The organism is Streptomyces sp. NPDC056580 (assembly GCF_042793175.1).
Lineage (GTDB): Bacteria > Actinomycetota > Actinomycetes > Streptomycetales > Streptomycetaceae > Streptomyces.
In genome coordinates this window covers 159,098-177,591 of record NZ_JBHTVE010000014.1, presented here as the reverse complement: position 1 = coordinate 177,591, position 18,494 = coordinate 159,098, and the positions used below count along the sequence as shown (strand labels likewise).

Annotated in this window: 19 protein-coding genes and 1 tRNA gene; 15 read left to right on the top strand and 5 right to left on the bottom strand. The window is 72.1% G+C overall.

Annotation, left to right across the window (positions count from 1 at the left end):
* Positions 1-40: 40 nt before the first annotated feature.
* On the bottom strand, positions 41-736 hold the full coding sequence (locus ACFQ9Z_RS29270) for a DUF461 domain-containing protein (protein ID WP_383025392.1): 696 nt from the start codon (positions 734-736) through the stop codon (positions 41-43).
* 635 nt (positions 737-1,371) lie between these two features.
* On the opposite strand from ACFQ9Z_RS29270, the gene ACFQ9Z_RS29265 reads away from it, so the two are divergent.
* The 7 genes from ACFQ9Z_RS29265 (at position 1,372) to ACFQ9Z_RS29235 (ending at position 8,200) form a co-directional block, all read left to right on the top strand.
* Positions 1,372-1,854 carry a CarD family transcriptional regulator gene (locus ACFQ9Z_RS29265; protein ID WP_003953493.1) on the top strand — a complete coding sequence of 161 codons (483 nt, stop codon included), beginning with the start codon at positions 1,372-1,374 and terminating at the stop codon, positions 1,852-1,854.
* A gap of 302 nt (positions 1,855-2,156) precedes the next feature.
* Positions 2,157-2,909, top strand: coding sequence for a 2-C-methyl-D-erythritol 4-phosphate cytidylyltransferase (gene ispD / locus ACFQ9Z_RS29260; protein ID WP_383025389.1), 753 nt, complete (start codon positions 2,157-2,159; stop codon positions 2,907-2,909).
* Positions 2,899-3,393, top strand: coding sequence for a 2-C-methyl-D-erythritol 2,4-cyclodiphosphate synthase (gene ispF / locus ACFQ9Z_RS29255; RefSeq protein WP_383025385.1), 495 nt, complete (start codon positions 2,899-2,901; stop codon positions 3,391-3,393). Before ispD ends, ispF begins: the two co-directional genes overlap by 11 nt.
* 56 nt (positions 3,394-3,449) lie before the next feature.
* On the top strand, positions 3,450-3,854 hold the full coding sequence (locus ACFQ9Z_RS29250; RefSeq protein WP_383025382.1) for a PPOX class F420-dependent oxidoreductase: 405 nt from the start codon (positions 3,450-3,452) through the stop codon (positions 3,852-3,854).
* A gap of 44 nt (positions 3,855-3,898) precedes the next feature.
* Positions 3,899-5,299: a cysteine--tRNA ligase gene (gene cysS, locus ACFQ9Z_RS29245; RefSeq protein WP_383025378.1), complete on the top strand. Its 1,401-nt coding sequence runs from the start codon at positions 3,899-3,901 to the stop codon at positions 5,297-5,299.
* A 96-nt stretch (positions 5,300-5,395) separates the two neighbouring features.
* On the top strand, positions 5,396-6,337 hold the full coding sequence (gene rlmB, locus ACFQ9Z_RS29240; RefSeq protein WP_383025374.1) for a 23S rRNA (guanosine(2251)-2'-O)-methyltransferase RlmB: 942 nt from the start codon (positions 5,396-5,398) through the stop codon (positions 6,335-6,337).
* Between the two features lie 153 nt (positions 6,338-6,490).
* On the top strand, positions 6,491-8,200 hold the full coding sequence (locus ACFQ9Z_RS29235; protein ID WP_383025370.1) for a DoxX family protein: 1,710 nt from the start codon (positions 6,491-6,493) through the stop codon (positions 8,198-8,200).
* An 86-nt stretch (positions 8,201-8,286) separates the two neighbouring features.
* Here ACFQ9Z_RS29235 and ACFQ9Z_RS29230 read toward each other — a convergent pair whose 3' ends face one another.
* From ACFQ9Z_RS29230 to msiK, 3 genes are all read right to left on the bottom strand, one after another.
* Positions 8,287-9,018 carry an NDP-sugar synthase gene (locus ACFQ9Z_RS29230; RefSeq protein ID WP_383025366.1) on the bottom strand — a complete coding sequence of 244 codons (732 nt, stop codon included), beginning with the start codon at positions 9,016-9,018 and terminating at the stop codon, positions 8,287-8,289.
* A gap of 150 nt (positions 9,019-9,168) precedes the next feature.
* Positions 9,169-9,630, bottom strand: a complete 462-nt coding sequence (locus tag ACFQ9Z_RS29225; RefSeq protein WP_383025363.1) for a hypothetical protein — start codon at positions 9,628-9,630, stop codon at positions 9,169-9,171.
* Positions 9,631-9,859: 229 nt separating this feature from the next.
* Positions 9,860-10,999: a diacetylchitobiose ABC transporter ATP-binding protein MsiK gene (msiK, locus tag ACFQ9Z_RS29220; RefSeq protein ID WP_383025360.1), complete on the bottom strand. Its 1,140-nt coding sequence runs from the start codon at positions 10,997-10,999 to the stop codon at positions 9,860-9,862.
* 217 nt (positions 11,000-11,216) lie between these two features.
* Between msiK and ACFQ9Z_RS29215 the strand changes: the two genes are divergently transcribed.
* Positions 11,217-11,290 (top strand) — tRNA-Thr (locus ACFQ9Z_RS29215).
* Between the two features lie 59 nt (positions 11,291-11,349).
* Here ACFQ9Z_RS29215 and ACFQ9Z_RS29210 read toward each other — a convergent pair.
* Positions 11,350-12,990, bottom strand: coding sequence for an FAD-dependent oxidoreductase (locus ACFQ9Z_RS29210; RefSeq protein ID WP_383025357.1), 1,641 nt, complete (start codon positions 12,988-12,990; stop codon positions 11,350-11,352).
* A gap of 197 nt (positions 12,991-13,187) precedes the next feature.
* On the opposite strand from ACFQ9Z_RS29210, the gene ACFQ9Z_RS29205 reads away from it, so the two are divergent.
* The 7 genes from ACFQ9Z_RS29205 to ACFQ9Z_RS29175 all read left to right on the top strand — a co-directional run bounded on the left by ACFQ9Z_RS29205 (position 13,188) and on the right by ACFQ9Z_RS29175 (position 18,431).
* Complete coding sequence (locus ACFQ9Z_RS29205; RefSeq protein WP_383025354.1) at positions 13,188-14,273, top strand: SchA/CurD-like domain-containing protein; 1,086 nt, start codon at positions 13,188-13,190, stop codon at positions 14,271-14,273.
* Between the two features lie 89 nt (positions 14,274-14,362).
* A complete protein-coding gene (locus tag ACFQ9Z_RS29200) occupies positions 14,363-14,803 on the top strand; it encodes a cupin domain-containing protein (RefSeq protein WP_383025347.1) in 441 nt (146 codons plus the stop codon).
* On the top strand, positions 14,800-16,068 hold the full coding sequence (locus ACFQ9Z_RS29195) for a beta-ketoacyl-[acyl-carrier-protein] synthase family protein (RefSeq protein ID WP_383025344.1): 1,269 nt from the start codon (positions 14,800-14,802) through the stop codon (positions 16,066-16,068). The genes ACFQ9Z_RS29200 and ACFQ9Z_RS29195 overlap by 4 nt, the downstream gene beginning before the upstream one ends.
* Positions 16,065-17,306 (top strand): ketosynthase chain-length factor, encoded by a 1,242-nt coding sequence (locus ACFQ9Z_RS29190; protein WP_383025341.1) that lies wholly within the window; start codon positions 16,065-16,067, stop codon positions 17,304-17,306. Before ACFQ9Z_RS29195 ends, ACFQ9Z_RS29190 begins: the two co-directional genes overlap by 4 nt.
* Before the next feature lie 45 nt (positions 17,307-17,351).
* On the top strand, positions 17,352-17,606 hold the full coding sequence (locus ACFQ9Z_RS29185; RefSeq protein ID WP_358930661.1) for an acyl carrier protein: 255 nt from the start codon (positions 17,352-17,354) through the stop codon (positions 17,604-17,606).
* 1 nt (position 17,607) lies between these two features.
* Positions 17,608-18,087 carry an SRPBCC family protein gene (locus ACFQ9Z_RS29180; RefSeq protein WP_383025337.1) on the top strand — a complete coding sequence of 160 codons (480 nt, stop codon included), beginning with the start codon at positions 17,608-17,610 and terminating at the stop codon, positions 18,085-18,087.
* Positions 18,088-18,107: 20 nt separating this feature from the next.
* Positions 18,108-18,431, top strand: a complete 324-nt coding sequence (locus tag ACFQ9Z_RS29175) for a TcmI family type II polyketide cyclase (protein WP_383025334.1) — start codon at positions 18,108-18,110, stop codon at positions 18,429-18,431.
* The last annotated feature ends 63 nt before the right edge of the window (positions 18,432-18,494 follow it).

Below are 18,494 nucleotides of genomic sequence, written 5' to 3'. Positions count from 1 at the left end.
CGCCCCGCACGGGGTGCCGCCCTCCGTCATGCCTGCCCGCTCAGTGGCCGGCGGCCGACTGCGAGGCGGAGTCGCTCGGGGTGGCGCCGGCGGCGTCGGCGCCGGAGGCGTCACCGCCCGAGACGTCCGCGGCGTCCGAGGCGCTCGCGGAGGCGCTCCCCTTGCCCGGCTTGCCCTTGCCGGAGGCCTCCGGGCCCGGGGCCGCCGAGGCCGAGGCGGACGGGACCTCGCTCGGGCCCCAGCCGCTGAAGTAGCTGGTGGCCGGTACCACGAAGGCGCGCAGGCTCACGTCACCGGTCTTGTCGAAGGTGAAGGTGATCTTCTGGGCGTTGCCGTCCCGGACCGCCCCGCGGCTGCTCTCCAGCACCGCGGAGGCGTTGTCCTTGCCGCCGAGGATCAGCGAGCCCATCGGCGGGATGGTCAGGCTCTGGCCCTTGGCGGGGTGCAGCGTGGCGGTCTTGCCGGTGCCGGGAAGGGCGATCGACTGCAGGGTCTGGGCGGTCTTGCCGGTGTTGAAGATGGTCGCGGACACGACGGCCGGCCCGGTCGACGTCAGGTCGGGCTGGGTGATGACCGTGGCGTTCTGGACCTTGATGCTGCCGACGCTGGTGGCCGCGTTGTCCGGCTTGATCTGCAGGGTCTGGGCGTCGTTGCCGGAGCCGCACGCGGCGAGCGAGGCGACCGAGAAGGCGATGGCGGCGGCGCCGAGGGCGCCGCGTCGAAGGCTGCTGCTCACGGCGGCGGCATCTCCTTGAACGCGCGGGCGGCTCCCGTATAAAGCCACCCTAAGTGTCTGTCAGCGGCCTTAGGTTACCGAGCCGTTCCGGCGGGACCGCACCCGACCCTCCCCCAAGCGCCCGGCTTGCCTCCGGGTGGGGGTACCCCGGGGGCACGAGTGACTCGCCGGTCACATTGCCGGATCGGTCCGCGCATTCGCATAACGCGCCCGCGGCAGCGTGGTCCGCATGCCGGCGACACGGCACGCGAAATTTACGTGAAGGAATGCGCGACCACCCCGGATATTGATCATCCGCCGCCCTTCCCGGCCCTTGTGATCAATTCCGGAATCGTCCCGGACCCGGCCTCCGTCGCCGAACGGAGTAGCGGAAGTCGTACGCTTGGGAGTGGACATATCGGGATGTTCCACCTTCTGGGGGCGGCTCGGCGGGAGTGTGGCGTATGTGTTTCGCCTCGCCCGGAGAGTGCCTCCGACCTGCGAATTCCCGCCGCCTTCCGGCTCGGCCCGCCCCCTCGCAGCACGTCCGCGTTGCTGTTGTCAAGCCCCGAGATATGCCCTGACCTGCGAAAACGCCATTCAGAACACGCCGTATCCGTGTTACCCTGGATAGCCACGGAAGGGGTACCTGTCACATGACGTTCAAGGTTGGCGACACCGTGGTCTATCCCCATCATGGGGCCGCGCTGATCGAGGCCATCGAAACTCGTCAGATCAAAGGCGTGGACAAGACCTACTTGGTGCTGAAGGTCGCCCAGGGTGACCTCACGGTGCGTGTGCCAGCGGACAATGCGGAGTTCGTCGGCGTGCGTGATGTGGTCGGTCAGGACGGGCTGGACCGGGTCTTCGAGGTACTGCGCGCGCCGTACGCGGAAGAGCCCACGAACTGGTCCCGTCGCTACAAGGCAAACCTGGAGAAGCTCGCCTCCGGCGATGTCATCAAGGTCGCGGAAGTCGTGCGTGACCTGTGGCGTCGCGAGCGCGAGCGCGGACTCTCCGCCGGTGAGAAGCGCATGCTCGCCAAGGCCCGCCAGATCCTGGTGAGCGAGCTCGCCCTCGCGGAGAACACCAACGAGGACAAGGCCGAGGCACTGCTCGACGAGGTGCTCGCCTCCTGACGCGCGGCCGGCGGCATCCGCTGCCCTCGGCACGCTCAGAACAGTGAAAATGCCGCGGTGCCCGATGACACTCACCCTGTCGCCGGGCGCTGCGGCATGTTCGTCCCCGGCCGTCCCGGCCGCGGTGCCGGGCCGTCGTGAGCGGCCTGCCGTTCGACTCGGGGGAAGCCCCCGATACTTGGTGTGCCGGGCCCGGGCAGAAGGCTCGACCAGGGTCACGGAAGGGTCCGGTCGAGCGTCGTGCCCGGCACTCCTCCAGGCCATACCCACCTAGGTCGAGCACACAAACCTGACAGGAACCGATGTCTGACGATTCGCGCCCCGCGCCCGCGCAGAGCCCCGTCGCCGCCGTGATTCCCGCCGCCGGCCGCGGCGTACGCCTCGGCCCGGGCGCCCCCAAGGCGCTCCGCACGTTGAACGGCACGCCCATGCTGATCCACGCGGTGCGCGCCCTCGCCGCGTCCCGCCACGTCTCCCTGGTGATCGTCGTCGCGCCCCCGGACGGCGCCGCCGAGGCCAAGTCCCTGCTCGACGCGCACGCCCTGCCCGGGGGCACCGACTTCCTCGTCGTGCCGGGCGGGGACAGCCGCCAGGAGTCGGTCCGGCTCGGCCTGGACGCCCTGCCGCCCGAGTACGGCGTGGTGCTCGTCCACGACGCGGCCCGCCCGCTCGTCCCCGTCGACACCGTGGACGCGGTCATCGAGGCCGTGCGCGAGGGCGCGCCCGCCGTCGTCCCCGCGCTGCCGCTGGCCGACACCGTCAAGGAGGTCGAGCCGGCCGGCGTCCCCGGCGACCCGGAGCCGGTCGTGGCCACGCCCGAGCGGTCCCGGCTGCGCGCCGTGCAGACGCCCCAGGGCTTCGACCGGGGCACGCTGGTCCGCGCCCACGAGACGGTCACCGAGGACGTCACGGACGACGCGTCCATGGTCGAGCAGCTCGGCCTGCGGGTCGTCACCGTCCCCGGTCACGAGGAGGCCTTCAAGGTCACCCGCCCGCTCGACCTCGTCCTCGCCGAGGCGGTCCTGGCCCGCAGGAGGCTCAACGATGGCTTCTGACACCCCGGTACTGCCCCAGGTGGGCATCGGCACCGACATCCACGCCTTCGAGGACGGCCGCGAGCTGTGGTGCGCCGGCCTGAAGTGGGAGGGCGCGGGGCCGGGCCTGGCCGGGCACTCCGACGCCGACGTCGTCGCCCACGCCGCCTGCAACGCGCTGTTCTCCGCGGCCGGCCTCGGCGACCTCGGACAGCACTTCGGCACCGGCCGCCCCGAGTGGTCCGGCGCCTCCGGCGTCACCCTGCTCACCGAGGCCGCCCGCATCGTCCGGGAGGCCGGGTTCACCATCGGCAACGTCGCCGTCCAGGTCGTCGGGCCCCGCCCCAAGATCGGAAAGCGGCGGGAAGAGGCGCAGAAGATCCTCTCCGAGGCGGCCGGTGCGCCGGTGTCGGTGTCCGGCGCGACGACGGACGGGCTCGGCTTCCCCGGGCGCGAGGAGGGGCTGATGGCGGTCGCGACCGCGCTCGTGGTGCGGGTGCGCTGAGGGCGTGCGAGGGTACCCGCAGGGCCACCGCTGACTCGACGTTCCCGGAGGTATCCATGCCCGCCGCCCTGTCCGACCGGCTCAAGTCCCTGCTCGACGGCCCCGTCTTCATCGTGGTCGGCACGATCCAGCCCGACGGCAGCCCCCAGCTGTCCCCGGTATGGGTGAAGCGGGACGGCGACCAGATCCTGTTCTCCACCACCGTCGACCGCCGCAAGAAGAAGAACCTGGACCGCGACGCCCGGGTGAGCGTGGTCGTCCAGGACCCCGAGATGCCCTACGTCTACGGGGAGATCCGGGGCACCGCCGAGCTCACCGCCGACGGCGCCGACGACCTCATCGACGAGCTGTCGGTGAAGTACACCGGCAAGAAGTACGCCGAGTTCAACCCGGCCTCCGTGGACGACGCCGATCGGGTGGTCGTGCGGATCACGCCCGAGAAGGTCGTGGGCATGTTCTAGCCAACCGGCACGAGGCACCACTCCGGGGCCACTACCCTGGAGTGGTGACCATTCGCCTGTACGACACCAGCGCCCGGCAGATCCGTGACTTCACCCCGCTCAAGCCGGGTTGCGTCTCGATCTACCTCTGTGGCGCCACCGTGCAGGCGGCCCCGCACATCGGGCACATCCGCTCCGGCCTGAACTTCGACATCATGCGCCGCTGGTTCGAGTACCGCGGCTACGAGGTGACGTTCATCCGCAACGTCACCGACATCGACGACAAGATCATCGCCAAGGCCAAGGAGCAGAACCGGCCCTGGTGGTCGATCGGCTACGAGAACGAGCGCGCCTTCAACGACGGCTACTCCGCCCTCGGCTGCCTGCCGCCCACCTACGAGCCCCGTGCGACCGGCCACGTCACCGAGATGATCGAGATGATGCAGGGCCTCATCGAGCGCGGCCACGCCTACGCGTCCGACGGCAACGTCTACTTCGACGTACGGTCCTTCCCGCGCTACCTGGAGCTGTCCCGGCAGGAGCTGGACAACCTGCTCCAGCCGTCCGGCGAGGGAGAGACCGGCAAGCGCGACCCGCGCGACTTCGCCATGTGGAAGGCGGCCAAGCCGGGCGAGCCCACCTGGCCCACCCCGTGGGGCCCCGGCCGGCCCGGCTGGCACCTGGAGTGCTCCGCCATGGCCCACAAGTACCTGGGCAGCGCCTTCGACATCCACGGCGGCGGCCTGGACCTGATCTTCCCGCACCACGAGAACGAGATCGCCCAGGCCAAGGCCTACGGCGACGACTTCGCCCAGTACTGGGTGCACAACGCCTGGGTCACCATGGCCGGCGACAAGATGTCCAAGTCGCTCGGCAACAGCGTCCTGGTCTCCGAGATGGTCAGGCAGTGGCGCCCGGTCGTCCTGCGCTACTACCTCGGCACCCCGCACTACCGGTCGATGATCGAGTACAGCGAGGAGGCGCTGCGCGAGGCCGAGTCGGCGTTCGCGCGCATCGAGGGCTTCGTGCAGCGCGTTGTGGAGCTTGCCGGGGGAGTGGTCGAGCCCGCCGCCGAGGTCCCGCCCGCGTTCGCCGACGCCATGGACGACGACCTGGGCGTCCCGCAGGCGCTCGCCGTGGTGCACACCACCGTCCGGCAGGGCAACAGCGCGCTGGCCGCCGACGACAAGGAGGCCGCCGTCGCCCGGCTCGCCGAGGTGCGGGCCATGCTCGGCGTGCTCGGCCTCGACCCGCTCGATGCGCACTGGGCCGGCGAGAGCGACCGGGGCCAGGACCTGCACGGTGTCGTCGACAGTCTCGTGCGCCTGGTCCTCGGGCAGCGCGAGTCCGCCCGCGCCCGCAAGGACTGGGCCACCGCCGACGCCATCCGCGACCAGCTCGGCCAGGCCGGGCTGGTCATCGAGGACAGTCCGCAGGGCCCGCGCTGGAGCCTCGGCCCGCGCTGATCCCGCGGGCGATCCGGTGATCGATTGTGCCGTCCGGGCCTCCGGGCGGCACACTGCATAGACGTACGAACACTTCCGTCAGAGAACAGGTAGGTCATGGCCGCGAACAACCGCCGCATGTCCGGCAAGAAGGGCGCGCAGGTCGGCAGTGGCGGCCAGCGGCGCAAGGGCCTCGAAGGCAGGGGCCCGACCCCGCCCGCCGAGATGCGCAAGGGCCACAAGAAGAACCGCATCGCCAACGCCAAGGCGAAGCAGGCCGTGCGCCGCCCCGTGGCCCGCGGCCGCGGCGGCAAGTCCGCCTCCGAGCTGGTCGTCGGCCGCAACCCGGTCGTCGAGGCGCTGCGCGAGGGCGTGCCCGCGTCCACGCTCTACGTGCAGCAGTTCATCGACAACGACGAGCGTGTCCGCGAGGCCCTCCAGCTCGCCGGCGAGCGCGGCGGGATCAACCTCATGGAGGCCCCGCGCCCGGAACTGGACCGGATGACCAACGGCCTGAACCACCAGGGCCTGGTCCTGCAGGTCCCGCCGTACGAGTACGCGCACCCCGAGGACCTCACCGAGGCGGCCTACGACGAGGGCGAGGACCCGCTGATCGTCGCCCTCGACGGCGTCACCGACCCGCGCAACCTCGGCGCCGTCGTCCGGTCCGTCTCCGCCTTCGGCGGTCACGGCGTGGTCGTCCCCGAGCGCCGCTCGGCCGGCATGACCGCCGGCGCCTGGAAGACCTCCGCCGGCACGGCCGCCCGCACCCCGGTCGCCCGCGCCACCAACCTCACCCGCGCCCTTGAGGCCTACAAGAAGGCCGGCATCACGGTCGTCGGCCTCGCCGCCGACGGCGAGGTGGCGCTCGGTGACCTGGAGGCGCTGGCGGGCCCGGTGGCCATCGTGGTCGGCTCCGAGGGCAAGGGCCTGTCCCGCCTGGTCGGCGAGACCTGCGACTTCCGGGTGCGCATCCCGATGCCGGGCGGCGCCGAGTCGCTGAACGCCGGTGTGGCGGCGGGCATCGTGCTGTACGAGGCCGCACGCCGCCGGAGCTGACGTGACGTCGCGCGGACGGGACTGAACACCCGTCCGCGACTTCACCCGCACGGGGGGATTCCGGTACCCACGGGGCGTTCGGGACACCTTTGACGGAGTCCGGACACATCCGCCCCGTCACGGCAGTGTCCTAACTCCACGTCACTCGGTTAGATGAGTGTGGACACCAGAACACCCCGCACACCCACGGGGGACCGCTCGTCGGGATTCGACGACGCTCCCGCGCTGAGCATGGTGAAGGTGCCGAGTGATCCGGCGCAGGTCATCGTCACCCACGCCAGCTTCCGCGTGCAGCTGGGCGCGTCGTCGAGGCGCAGCCAATCCCCGCGGATCGCCCGGCACCTGAGTGCCGCCCAGGACACCGCCCACGTGCCGTCCATGGGCGCGGCGGCCCGGGCCGGGGCGGCCGGCCGCCGCCGGCCCGTCGTGTGGAGCGGCAGGTCCGCCCCCGACGACACCGGCGCCCACCGGCTGCTCCAGGCCGTGCGGGGCAGCAGCGTCCGCCACGCCGAGGAGACCGGCCTGGAGGCCGGCGCCACCCAGGTCATCCCGCGCGTCGGCAGCGGGTACCCGGGCGCCTACGACGGCCTCGACGGAACCGTGGAGACCCCCGTCGTCGGCCACCAGCGCACCTCCCCGGACAGCGGCACCCGGCTGCTGCCGCCCCTGCGCGGCGGCGGCAGCGCCTACGACGAACCGGGCTACGCCGAGTCGGCATACGGCGGCCACGGCTACGACGAACCGGCCTACGGAGACGACGAGTCCGACGACCACGAGGAGTACGCCGAGGGGGCCGGCGGACACCGCCGCCGCGGCAGGCGGCACGGCGACGACCCGGCCCGGCACGCCTACTTCCCGGGCCGCCGCATGAACCTCGGCGTGGTCCTGCTCCCGCTGCGCGTCTTCCTCGGCTTCATCTCCATCTACGCCGGCATGGGCAAGCTGTGCGACCCCGTGTACTTCGACGGCGGCAAGCGCGGCTCCATGGTCACCTGGCTCAACACCCTGCACCCGTGGGAAGTCGCCGAGCCGCTGCGCCAGTTCGCGCTGCACCACCCCATCGGCTCCGGTCTGGTCATCGCCTTCCTCCAGGTGGTCGTCGGTGTCCTGACCATCGCCGGCTGCTGGCAGCGCGTCGCCGCCGTCGTCGGCGCCCTGCTCTCCGCCGCGCTGATCGTCACCGTGAGCTGGAAGACGGTCCCGGCCTACGACGCGCCCGACATCATCTGCCTGGCCGCCTGGTCCCCGCTGATCATCGCCGGCGCCCCGGTGTACTCCGTCGACGGCCGCCTCGCGGGCAGCGCCTGGCGCCGGCTCGGGCCCCGCTCCGACATCTGGGAGCTGCGCCGCTACGTCCTGCGCCGCGGCGCCCTGGTCACCGCCGTCACCGTGGGCCTCACCCTGCTCGTCGGCTCCCTGCTGGGCGGCGCGGTGCGCGACTCCAGCCGGGTGGTCGTCCCCCGACCCGGCGAGGCCCCCCGCAACAACCTGCCCGGCTCCCCGCTCCCGCGGAAGCCGGTCCAGGACCGGCGGACGTCACCGCCGGCCTCCAGGGCACCCGGCGGCGCCAGCGGCGCCACCACCGGCCCGTCCGGCGCGGCGAAGACACCCGGCGCGAGCCGCGGCGGCACCGGCGCCACCACGACGACGCCGAGCCAGACCCAGGGCACCACGGGCCGGATTCCGCCCCGCCCGTCCTCCCCGGCCGGCGGCGGCGCCCCGAGCACCACGGCGGGCCCGACCAGCACCGGTGGCGGCTCGACGGGCGGCGGCGGCACGACCGGCGGCACCGGCTCGGGCGGCGACTCGGGCGGCAGCACCTCCTCCGGCCGGCCCGGTCTGGTGGGCGGCCTGCTCGGCTGACCCGCCGTACACACGCCGAAGGGCCCGTACCACCGCGGTACGGGCCCTTCGGCCTGCCCGGTGCGGGCGCGGCGGCGTCAGCGTGCCTACCGCCCCAGGGCCGCCAGTTCCCTGGCCGCCTCAGAGAGGTCCTTCGCGGTGTCGATGGCCCGCCAGTAGGCGCCCTGCGGGATCGTGAAGCCCGCGAGGCTGCGCTCCCGGGCCAGCCGCGGGAACGTGGTCCGCTCGTGGTCGCCACGCTCGGGCAGCAGACCGGCGAACTCGGGCGAGAACACGTAGACGCCCGCGTTGATCTCGAACGTCGACGGCGGGGCCTCGATGAAGTCGGTGATGTGCCCGAAGCCGTCGGTCCGGACCGCGCCCCAGGGGATCCGCGGCCGGGCCAGCGCCAGGGTGGCGACGGCGTCCCGCTCGGTGTGGAAGTCGGCCATGTCCCGCAGGGAGAAGCGGGTCCAGATGTCGCCGTTGGTGGCGTACCAGGGCCGGTCGGGGTGGGGGAGGTGCGCGGCCGCGTACTTCAGGCCGCCGCCGCGGCCGAGGGGCTCGGTCTCCACGACGGTGGTGACGGACACGGGCAGATCGGCCGAGTCCAGCCACTTCTGCAGGACGTCGGCGAGGTGGCCGCAGGAGACCACGACGTCCGTCACGCCCTCCTCCGCGAGCCAGGCGAGCTGGTGGCCGATGATCGGAGTGCCCGTCCCGGGGATCTCGACCATCGGCTTGGGCCGGTCGTCGGTGTAGGGACGCAGCCGTGAGCCCTGGCCACCGGCCAGGACGACGGCTTGAGTGGGGCGCGTCGCCGCGTTCGGATGGGTCATGCCCCGAACTGTACGTGGGCCCCGGCGGGGGCCCGGACCGCGACCGGTTCGTGGGGGCGGCCCCGCCGCGCGGAAGGCCCCGTGGCGGAGCGCGGGCGCCTGAGGGGCACCGGCTCACGGGGGAGCCGGTGCCCGTTTCGTGGTCGCCGCTCAGCCGTGCGCGCTCAGTACTCCGGCGGCGAAGGCCGTGTCGCAGACCGGGCGGGCGTACGACTGCGCGCGCGAGGGGCCGTAGATGCGCACGGCGGCCTGGCCCAGGGCGCGGGCGATCGAACCGCAGTGCCTGGCCAGTGCCGGGTGCCCGTTCACCGCCTGCTGGAGGTGGGTCAGGGCCACGCCCGGGTCCTTGTCCTGCAGCTCGGTCATGAGCCGGTCGCGGAGCACGTCCTGCGGGGCGCGGGGGGCGGCCTTGGAGGAGACGGACGCCGAGGAGACGTCCGAGGCCATGAGCACCGAGCTGGATGAGCTCCCCGTCCAGTTGACCCGGGTGACCGCGAGGGTCCCGGAGAGCACCAGGACGACGGGCAGGACGAGGGCGAGAGTGCGGCCGATCCGGCGGGCAGGGCCGCCCCGGTGGCCGCGTCGCGTCTGAGGGATGGTGGAGTGCTTCACGCGTGTGAGGGTAGCGCGCAGTAATGATTTGGCGACATTTAGTCACCCCTATGGGGGATGAAGTGACGTTGATTTCTGGGTAAGGGGTTGACGCCGGCCGTCCCCAACGGTCGCTTCGCCGGGGTATGTCCGCGCGAACGAAGAGGCCCCGCGGCGGTTCGCGGGGCCTCTGGCGTCAACGTGGCCGGTTCGTCCCGGATTCGCCGGGATTCGGCGACCGGGGTGCGGCTCAGTCGGAGAGACGCTCGCCCGTGGAGGTCGAGAACACGTGGGTCTCGCCCGGACGCGGCACGACGTGCACGGTGGCGCCCTTCTCCGGCACCGCACGGCTGCTGACGCGGACGACCAGGTCCTTCTGCTCGCCGCCGACCTCGACGGTGCCGTAGATGTAGCCGTCGGCGCCGGTCTCCTCGACCACGTTCACCGAGACGGCGAGGCCGGCCGGGGCGTCGGCGCTGTCCTTGGTCAGGGAGGCGGCCGAAGCGCCGCCGCCCAGCTCGACGACGTCGAAGTGCTCGGGGCGGACGCCCACGGTGACCGTGCGGTCGCCCTTGTCGGCGGCGGCCTTCAGCGCGTCCCGGTTGACCGGCACCACGCTGTTGCCGAACTTCACACCGCCGTCGGTGATCGGCACCTCGATCAGGTTCATGGCGGGGGAGCCGATGAAGCCGGCGACGAAGAGGTTCGCGGGCTTGTCGTACATGTTGCGCGGCGAGTCGACCTGCTGGAGCAGACCGTCCTTGAGCACGGCCACCCGGTCGCCCATCGTCATGGCCTCGACCTGGTCGTGGGTGACGTAGACGGTGGTGATCCCGAGCCGGCGCTGGAGGCCGGCGATCTGGGTACGGGTGGAGACGCGCAGCTTGGCGTCCAGGTTGGACAGCGGCTCGTCCATGAGGAAGACCTGCGGCTCGCGCACGATCGCGCGGCCCATGGCGACACGCTGGCGCTGACCGCCGGAGAGCGCCTTGGGCTTGCGGTCCAGGTACTCCGTGAGGTCGAGGATCTTGGCGGCCTCCTCGACCTTCTGCCGGATCTCCGCCTTGTTGACGCCGGCGATCTTGAGCGCGAAGCCCATGTTGTCGGCGACCGTCATGTGCGGGTAGAGGGCGTAGTTCTGGAACACCATGGCGATGTCCCGGTCCTTGGGCGGCAGGTGCGTGACGTCGCGGTCGCCGATGCGGATCGCGCCGCCGTTGACGTCCTCCAGGCCCGCGAGCATGCGCAGGGAGGTGGACTTGCCGCAGCCCGACGGGCCGACCAGGACGAGGAACTCGCCGTCCTCGATCGCGATGTCGAGACCGTCGACGGCGGGCTTGGTGGAACCCGGGTAGATCCGGGTCGCCTTGTCGAACGTGACAGTGGCCATGGTGAATGGGCCCCCTTCTACCGGCAGGAACGTGCCGGACGATCCGTTGTAGGAAGGTGGTTGGTGTAGTCCACCGAAGTGAACCGGCTCAGGACGCTACCTGCCGGCACACCGTCTGTCAGCACCCGGACCCCTGTGAACTTCGCGGAAATTTCCTCCGGGCCCCGGCCGGGACCTGGGTACACTGCACAAACACGCACGCGCCACGCGCGTGCGGGCCTCCTTAGCTCAGCTGGTCAGAGCGCCGCTCTTGTAAAGCGAAGGTCGTCGGTTCGAATCCGACAGGGGGCTCCGTACGACAGGGCCACCCGCACTCACCGGTGCGGGTGGCTCTTTTGTGCCGTCGCAGGTCAGCCGGTTCCCAGCAGGGTCCCGAGCACCTCGCGCAGCACGCCCTCCGGGTCCGGTACGGCGCCCGTGGCGCGCCAGGCCACGAAGCCGTCCGGGCGGACGAGGACCGCGCCGTCGGCGGTGACGCCGTGCAGCTCGGCCCAGTCGGTGGCGTCGTCCTCGTAGGTCAGGTCCGCGTCCGCGCCCGGGCCGATGCGGTAGGCGTCCAGGCGTACGCCGCCGGCCTCGGCGATCCCGCGGGCGGCGGTGTGCCAGCCCGCGTCGTCCGGGGCGTCGCTGAGGAGGACGAGGGAGCGCTCGTACAGGTCCAGGGTGGACAGCCGGCGGTTGGCGCGGCGCAGCCAGAGGTGCGGGGCGCGGGTGCCGGGCCGGCCGGTGAGGTCGAGGGTGTCGGGGACGACCGGCCGGTCGGGGTCGGCGCCGAGGACGGCGCCGTGCGGGTAGTGGTAGCCGAGGACGGCGTCGAGGATGCCGCCGCGCCTGCCGGCGCCGACGCCGGGGGCGGGGGCGAAGCCCGGGTGGCTGTGCTCCACGGAGCGGGCGGAGGCGCGGGCGCTGGTGGCGACCGCCACCGGGCGGCGCTCGGTGTCGTAGGTGGCGAGGAGGGCGGGGCCCGCCCAGCCGTCGAGGACGGCGGCCAGCTTCCAGGCGAGGTTGTGCGCGTCCTGGATGCCGGTGTTGGAGCCGAAGGCGCCGGTGGGTGACATCTCGTGGGCGGAGTCGCCGGCGAGGAAGACACGCCCGCGGGAGTAGCGGTCGGCCACTCTTTCGGCGGCGCGCCAGGACGCCTTTCCGGTGATCTCCACGTCCAGGTCGGGGACGCCGACGGCCTGGCGGATGTGGCGCTGGAGGCGTTCCTCGGTGAACTCCTCGAGGGTCTCACCCTGCTCGGGGTGCCAGGGGGCGTGGAAGACCCAGTGCTCCTTGTTGTCGACGGGGAGCAGGGCGCCGTCGGCCCCGGGGTTGGTGAGGTAGCAGCAGATGAAGCGGCGGTCGCCGACGGTGTCGGCCAGCCGGGTGGAGCGGAAGGTGACGCTGACGTTGGCGAAGAGGTCGCCGGGGCCGCTCTGGCCGATGCCGAGGGCGTTCCGCACGGGGCTGCGCGGGCCGTCGGCGGCGACCAGGTAGTCCGCCCGTACGGTGTAGCGCTTCTCGGTGGCGCGGTCGAGGATCACGGCCGTCACTCCGTCGGCGTCCTGTTCGAAGGACTCCATCTGGTGGAAGTAGCGCAGGTCGCCGCCGAGTTCGCGGGCGCTGTCGAGGAGGACGGGTTCGAGGTCGTTCTGGCTGCACAGGCACCAGCCGGTGGGGCTGAACCGGGCGAGCCCGCCGCCGGGGTCGATGTGCTTGAAGAGCCATTCGCCGGCGTCGCCCACGAGGGTGGGGGTCTGGAGGATGCCGTGGTTGTCGGCGAGGGGCGAGGCCGCCGCCTTGACGTCCGGTTCGATGCCGGCCACGCGGAGGAGTTCCATCGTGCGGACGTTGTTGCCGCGTCCGCGTGGGTGGATGGAGGTGCCGGAGTGCCGCTCCACGAGCAGGTGCCGGACACCGAGACGGCCCAGGAAGACGGACGTGGACAGGCCCACCAGGGAGCCGCCCACGATGAGGACGGGGACCCGGTGGTCCGCTTTCTGATGCATCGAAGCCTCCAGGGGCAGGGGGCGCGAGTGGGGGGCCTGTGTGTCTTCTTGCCCGGTGGCGGTGGCTCCGCGTGCCCAATCACCCACGTGGTTCATACGAGTCGCGGGCGTGATGGGTCCGGCACAGGATCAAGGAACGCTGCCGTCGCGTCAGTCGCGCGGCATCGATCCTGCCCCGCGAAGGAGATGTGTACAGGATGACCACGACGTCTGAACGTCCTTCAGCAACACCGGCCCGTGAGATGTCGAAGCGCGTCTCGCAGTCCGTCTTCGACGGCTCGCGGCTCCGGGTGGTGCTGCTGGTCGATGTCCACGACGGTGCGCAGCAGCAGTTCCTGGAGGCGTACGAGCAGCTGTGCAACCAGGTCGCGTCGGTCCCGGGACACGTGAGCGACCAGCTCTGCCAGTCCATCGAGAACCCGTCGCAGTGGCTCATCACGAGCGAGTGGGAGAGTGCTCCGCCGTTCCTCACCTGGGTGAACAGCGAGGATCACGTGCGGATGGTGGAGCCGCTGCACAGCTGTGTCCGGGACACCCGGTCGCTGCGTTTCCACGTGGTGCGCGAGACCGGCGGCGCCGCGCAGCAGGCCGAGCCGGGGCAGCGGCGGCTGCAGGCCCACCCGCGGATCGGTGACGGCGTGATCCGCCACGCGCTGACTTTCACCGTGAAGCCCGGCAGCGAGCGGGAGGTCGCCCGGATCCTCTCGGACTACGCCTCGCCCGAAGCGCGGGTGGACGACGCCACGCGGCTGCTGCGGACGTCGCTGTTCATGCACGGCAACCGGGTGGTGCGGGCCATCGAGGTGCGGGGCGACCTGCTCGCGGCGCTGCGGCACGTGGCCCGGCAGCCCGAGGTGCGGGCCGTGGAGGAGGCGATCAACCCGTACCTGGAGCAGGACCGGGACCTCGACGACCAGGAGTCGGCCCGGATGTTCTTCACCCGTGCGGCGCTGCCGGCCGTGCACCACGTGAGCGCCGGCGAAGCCCAGGAGGGTCTGCGCCAGGCCCTGTACTACGCGGCCCGGCCGGGCCTGGGGATGCGGCTGGCGGAGCTGCTCGCGCAGGCCGACTCCCAGTTCGCGGACGATCCGGCGAGCCCGGTGCTGCGCAGCACGCTCTTCCAGCGCGACGACGTCGTGGTGCGGCTGGTCGACGTGCGTGCCGACCTGGACGCGAAGGCGGTGCCGCTGCCGGCGCGGGTGGCGGCCGAGGTCCGGGAGCTGCTGGACGGCGAGGCCGCGCGCATGGACCTGATCACCGACCGCCGCTCGCCGGACGCCTGATCCCGCGCCGCGGCTTCCCCAGTACCCGAGCGCCGTACACGGCCCAGACACCGGAGGAAACGTTGTCCATCAAACCCCGTCCGAAAATCGTGGACCTCAGTGAGGTCGAGCCCAACGTCCGGCGAGGCGGCGATCTGCGCGCCATGCTCACCCCTGCCACGGTCGGCTCCACCAGCGGCTTCATGGGCGTGGCCATCGTGCAGCCCGGTGACCGCATCGGTGAGCACTACCACCCTTACTCGGAGGAGTTCGTCTACGTCGTCTGCGGCGAGCTGGAGGTCGACCTGGACGGCGAGCCGCACCCGCTGCGGCCCGAACAGGGCCTGATGATCCCGGCGCACATGCGGCACCGGTTCCGCAACGTCGGGAAGGCGGAGGCGCGGATCGTCTTCCACCTGGGCCCGCTGGCCCCGCGTCCCCAGCTCGGTCACGTCGACACCGAGGAGACGGAGGTCATCGGGGCCGCCGCGGTGGTCACGGAGCCGGTCGCGGCGGGCGCCGCCCCCGACCGGGGTCAGGTCCGGTCATGACCCGGCGCGTGGCGGTCACTGGCATAGGCATCGTGGCTCCGGGTGGTATCGGCGTACCGGCTTTCTGGGATCTGCTTGCCAACGGCCGGACCGCGACGCGGGGCATCACCTTCTTCGACCCCTCCGGGCTGCGGTCGCGGATAGCGGCCGAGTGCGACTTCGACCCGGCGGCGCACGGCCTGGGCGAGGACGAGGCCGCGCGGGCGGACCGCTACATCCAGTTCGCCCTGGTCGCCGGGGAGGAGGCGGTCCGGGACTCGGGTCTCGACCTGTCCGCGGAGGACCCGTGGCGGGTGGGTGTGTCGGTGGGCACCGCGGTCGGCGGCACGACCCGGCTGGAGCACGACTACGTCCTGGTCAGCCACCGCGGTGAGCGCTGGGACGTGGACCACCGGGAGGCGGAGCCGCATCTGCACCGGGCGTTCTCGCCGAGCACGGTCGCCTCGGCGGTGGCGGAACGTTTCGGCGCCCAGGGTCCGGTGCAGACCGTCTCCACCGGCTGCACCTCGGGCCTGGACGCCGTCGGATACGCCTTCCACACCGTGGAGGAGGGCCGGGCCGACATCTGCATAGCCGGGGCGTCGGACTCGCCGATCTCCCCGATCACCATGGCCTGCTTCGACGCGATCAAAGCCACCTCCCCCAACAACGACGACCCCGCGCACGCCTCCCGGCCCTTCGACAACAACCGTGACGGGTTCGTCATGGGCGAGGGCGGAGCGGTGCTCGTCCTGGAGGAGCTGGAGCACGCCCGGGCCCGCGGCGCGCACGTCTACTGCGAGCTGGGCGGCTACGCCACCTTCGGCAACGCCTACCACATGACCGGCCTGACCAGCGATGGCCTGGAGATGGCCCGGGCGATCGACATGGCTATCGGGCACGCCCGGCTGGACCCCACGGCGATCGACTACGTCAACGCGCACGGCTCCGGCACCCGGCAGAACGACCGCCACGAGACGGCGGCCGTGAAGCGGGCGCTCGGCCACCACGCCTACGACACCCCCATGAGCTCCATCAAGTCGATGGTGGGGCACTCCCTCGGGGCGATCGGCGCGATCGAGGTGGTCGCGTGCGTGCTGGCCCTCGCCAAGCAGGTCGTACCACCGACCGCGAACTACGAGATCCCCGACCCCGAGTGCGACCTGGACTACGTCCCGCGTGTCGCCCGCGAACGGAAGCTGAACAGCGTCCTGTCCGTGGGCAGCGGGTTCGGCGGCTTCCAGTCCGCGGTGGTCCTGACCCGGACGAGGGAGAGGACACGATGAGCGAACCGCACGACCGGCGCGCGGCCGTCACCGGCATCGGGGTCGTCGCGCCCAACGGCACCAGCACCGAGACCTTCTGGAAGGCCACCCAGGAAGGCCTCAGCGTCCTCGACCGGGTCACCCGCGAGGGCTGTGAGCACCTTCCGCTGAAGGTGGCCGGCGAGGTCCGCGGCTTCGAGCCGGCAGCCACCATCGACGAGCGCTTCCTCGTCCAGACCGACCGGTTCACCCACTTCGCCCTGGCCGCCGCCGACTTCGCGCTGGAGGACGCCCGGCTCGGGCAGGCCGACACCTCCGGGGAGCCGTACTCCATCGGGGTGGTCACCGCGGCCGGTTCCGGCGGCGGCGAGTTCGGCCAGCGCGAGCTGCAGCAGCTGTGGGGCAAGGGCAGCCGCTTCGTCGGCCCGTACCAGTCCATCGCCTGGTTCTACGCCGCGAGCACCGGCCAGATCTCCATCCGCCGGAAGTTCAAGGGCCCCTGCTCGGTCGTCGCCTCCGACGAGGCGGGCGGCCTGGACGCCCTCGCGCACGCCGCCCGGGCGGTGCGGCGCGGCACCGACGTGATGGTGGCCGGTTCCACCGAGGCGCCGCTGGCGCCGTACTCGGTGGTCTGCCAGCTCGGTTACGAGGAGCTGAGCACCGAGTCCGACCCGTCCCGCGCCTACCGCCCGTTCACGGACGCCGCCCGCGGCTTCGTGCCGGCCGAGGGCGGCGCGATGCTCGTGATCGAGGCCGAGGCGTCGGCCCGGGAGCGCGGCGCGGACGTGCGGGCCTTCGTCGCGGGCCACGCGGCGACCTTCACCGGCGCCTCCCGCTGGGACCGGTCCCGGGAGGGTCTCGCGCAGGCCGTCAGGCAGGCGCTGGACGAGGCCGGCTGTGCTCCCGAGGAGGTCGACGTGGTCTTCGCCGACGCCCTCGGGGTGCCGGAGGCGGACCGCGCCGAGGCCCTCGCGCTCGCCGACGCCCTCGGCGCGCACGGCACCCGGGTACCGGTCACCGCGCCGAAGACCGGCACCGGCCGCGGCTACTGCGCGGCCCCGGTGCTGGACACCGCGGCGGCGGTGCTCGCGATGGAGCACGGCCTGATCCCACCCACCCCCAACGTCACCGACGTCTGCCACGACCTCGACCTCGTGACCGGCCGCGCCCGCGTCGCCGAGCTGCGGACGGCGCTGGTGCTCAGCCGCGGACTCATGGGGTCCAACTCGGCACTCGTGCTGCGGCACGGCGCCGCGTAGGCGAACGACCGAAAAGAGCCGTGAGGACAGCAAAGGAGGAGAGCAATGCCTCAGATCACCGTGGAAGAACTCGCCGCGCTGATGAAGAAGGCTGCCGGGGTCACCGTCAGCCCGCAGCAGCTCCAGGACATGCCGGACACCGGCTTCGACGTCCTCGGCATCGACTCGCTCGGCCTGCTCGGCATCGTCGGCGAGCTGGAGAACACGCACGGCACCCCGATGCCGGTCGACGCGGAGCGCTGCAAGACGCCCCAGCAGTTCCTCAACCTCGTCAACAGCACCCTGATGGCAGGAGCCTGAGATGGCCGGACACACCCAGAACGAGATCACCATCGCCGCGCCGTTCGACCTGGTCTGGGACATGACCAACGACCTGGAGAAGTGGCCGCAGCTGTTCAGCGAGTACGCGTCCGTCGAGATCCTCTCCCAGGAGGGGAGGAAGACGACGTTCCGGCTGACCATGCACCCGGACGACAACGGCACCGTCTGGAGCTGGGTCTCCGAGCGCGAGCCCGACCGCAGGGCCCGCACCGTGAAGGCGCGCCGGGTCGAGACCGGCCCCTTCGCCCACATGGACATCCTCTGGGAGTACGAGGAGGTCCCGGCCGGCACCCGGATGGTCTGGACGCAGGACTTCGCGATGAAGCCGGACGCCCCGGTCGACGACGACTGGATGACCGACAACATCAACAAGAACTCCAAGGTCCAGATGGCGCTCATCCGGGACAAGATCGAGAAGGCGGCCGCCGGACGCCGTCCCGCGCCGGCCCTGGCCGACTGAGCCGAGGAAGGACCGAGCCCATGCACCAGGCACTGATCGTCGCCCGCATGGCCCCGGGCTCCGCCCCGGACATCGCCAAGGTGTTCGAGGAGTCCGACCGGGGAGAGCTGCCCCACCTCGTCGGCGTGGTGCGCCGCAGCCTCTTCCAGTTCGGCGACGTGTACATGCACCTCGTCGAGTCCGAGCGCGACCCCGGGCACGCCATCGCCAAGGTGACCGGCCACCCCGAGTTCCGCGACATCAGCGAGCGCCTGACGGCGTACGTCAGCGCGTACGACCCGGAGACCTGGCGGTCCCCGAAGGACGCGATGGCGCAGCGCTTCTACGTCTGGGAGCGCGACTGAGCCGTACGGCACCTCCGGACGGCCACCGGCCGCCGGGCCCGCAGCGTCGCGGGCCCGGCGGCC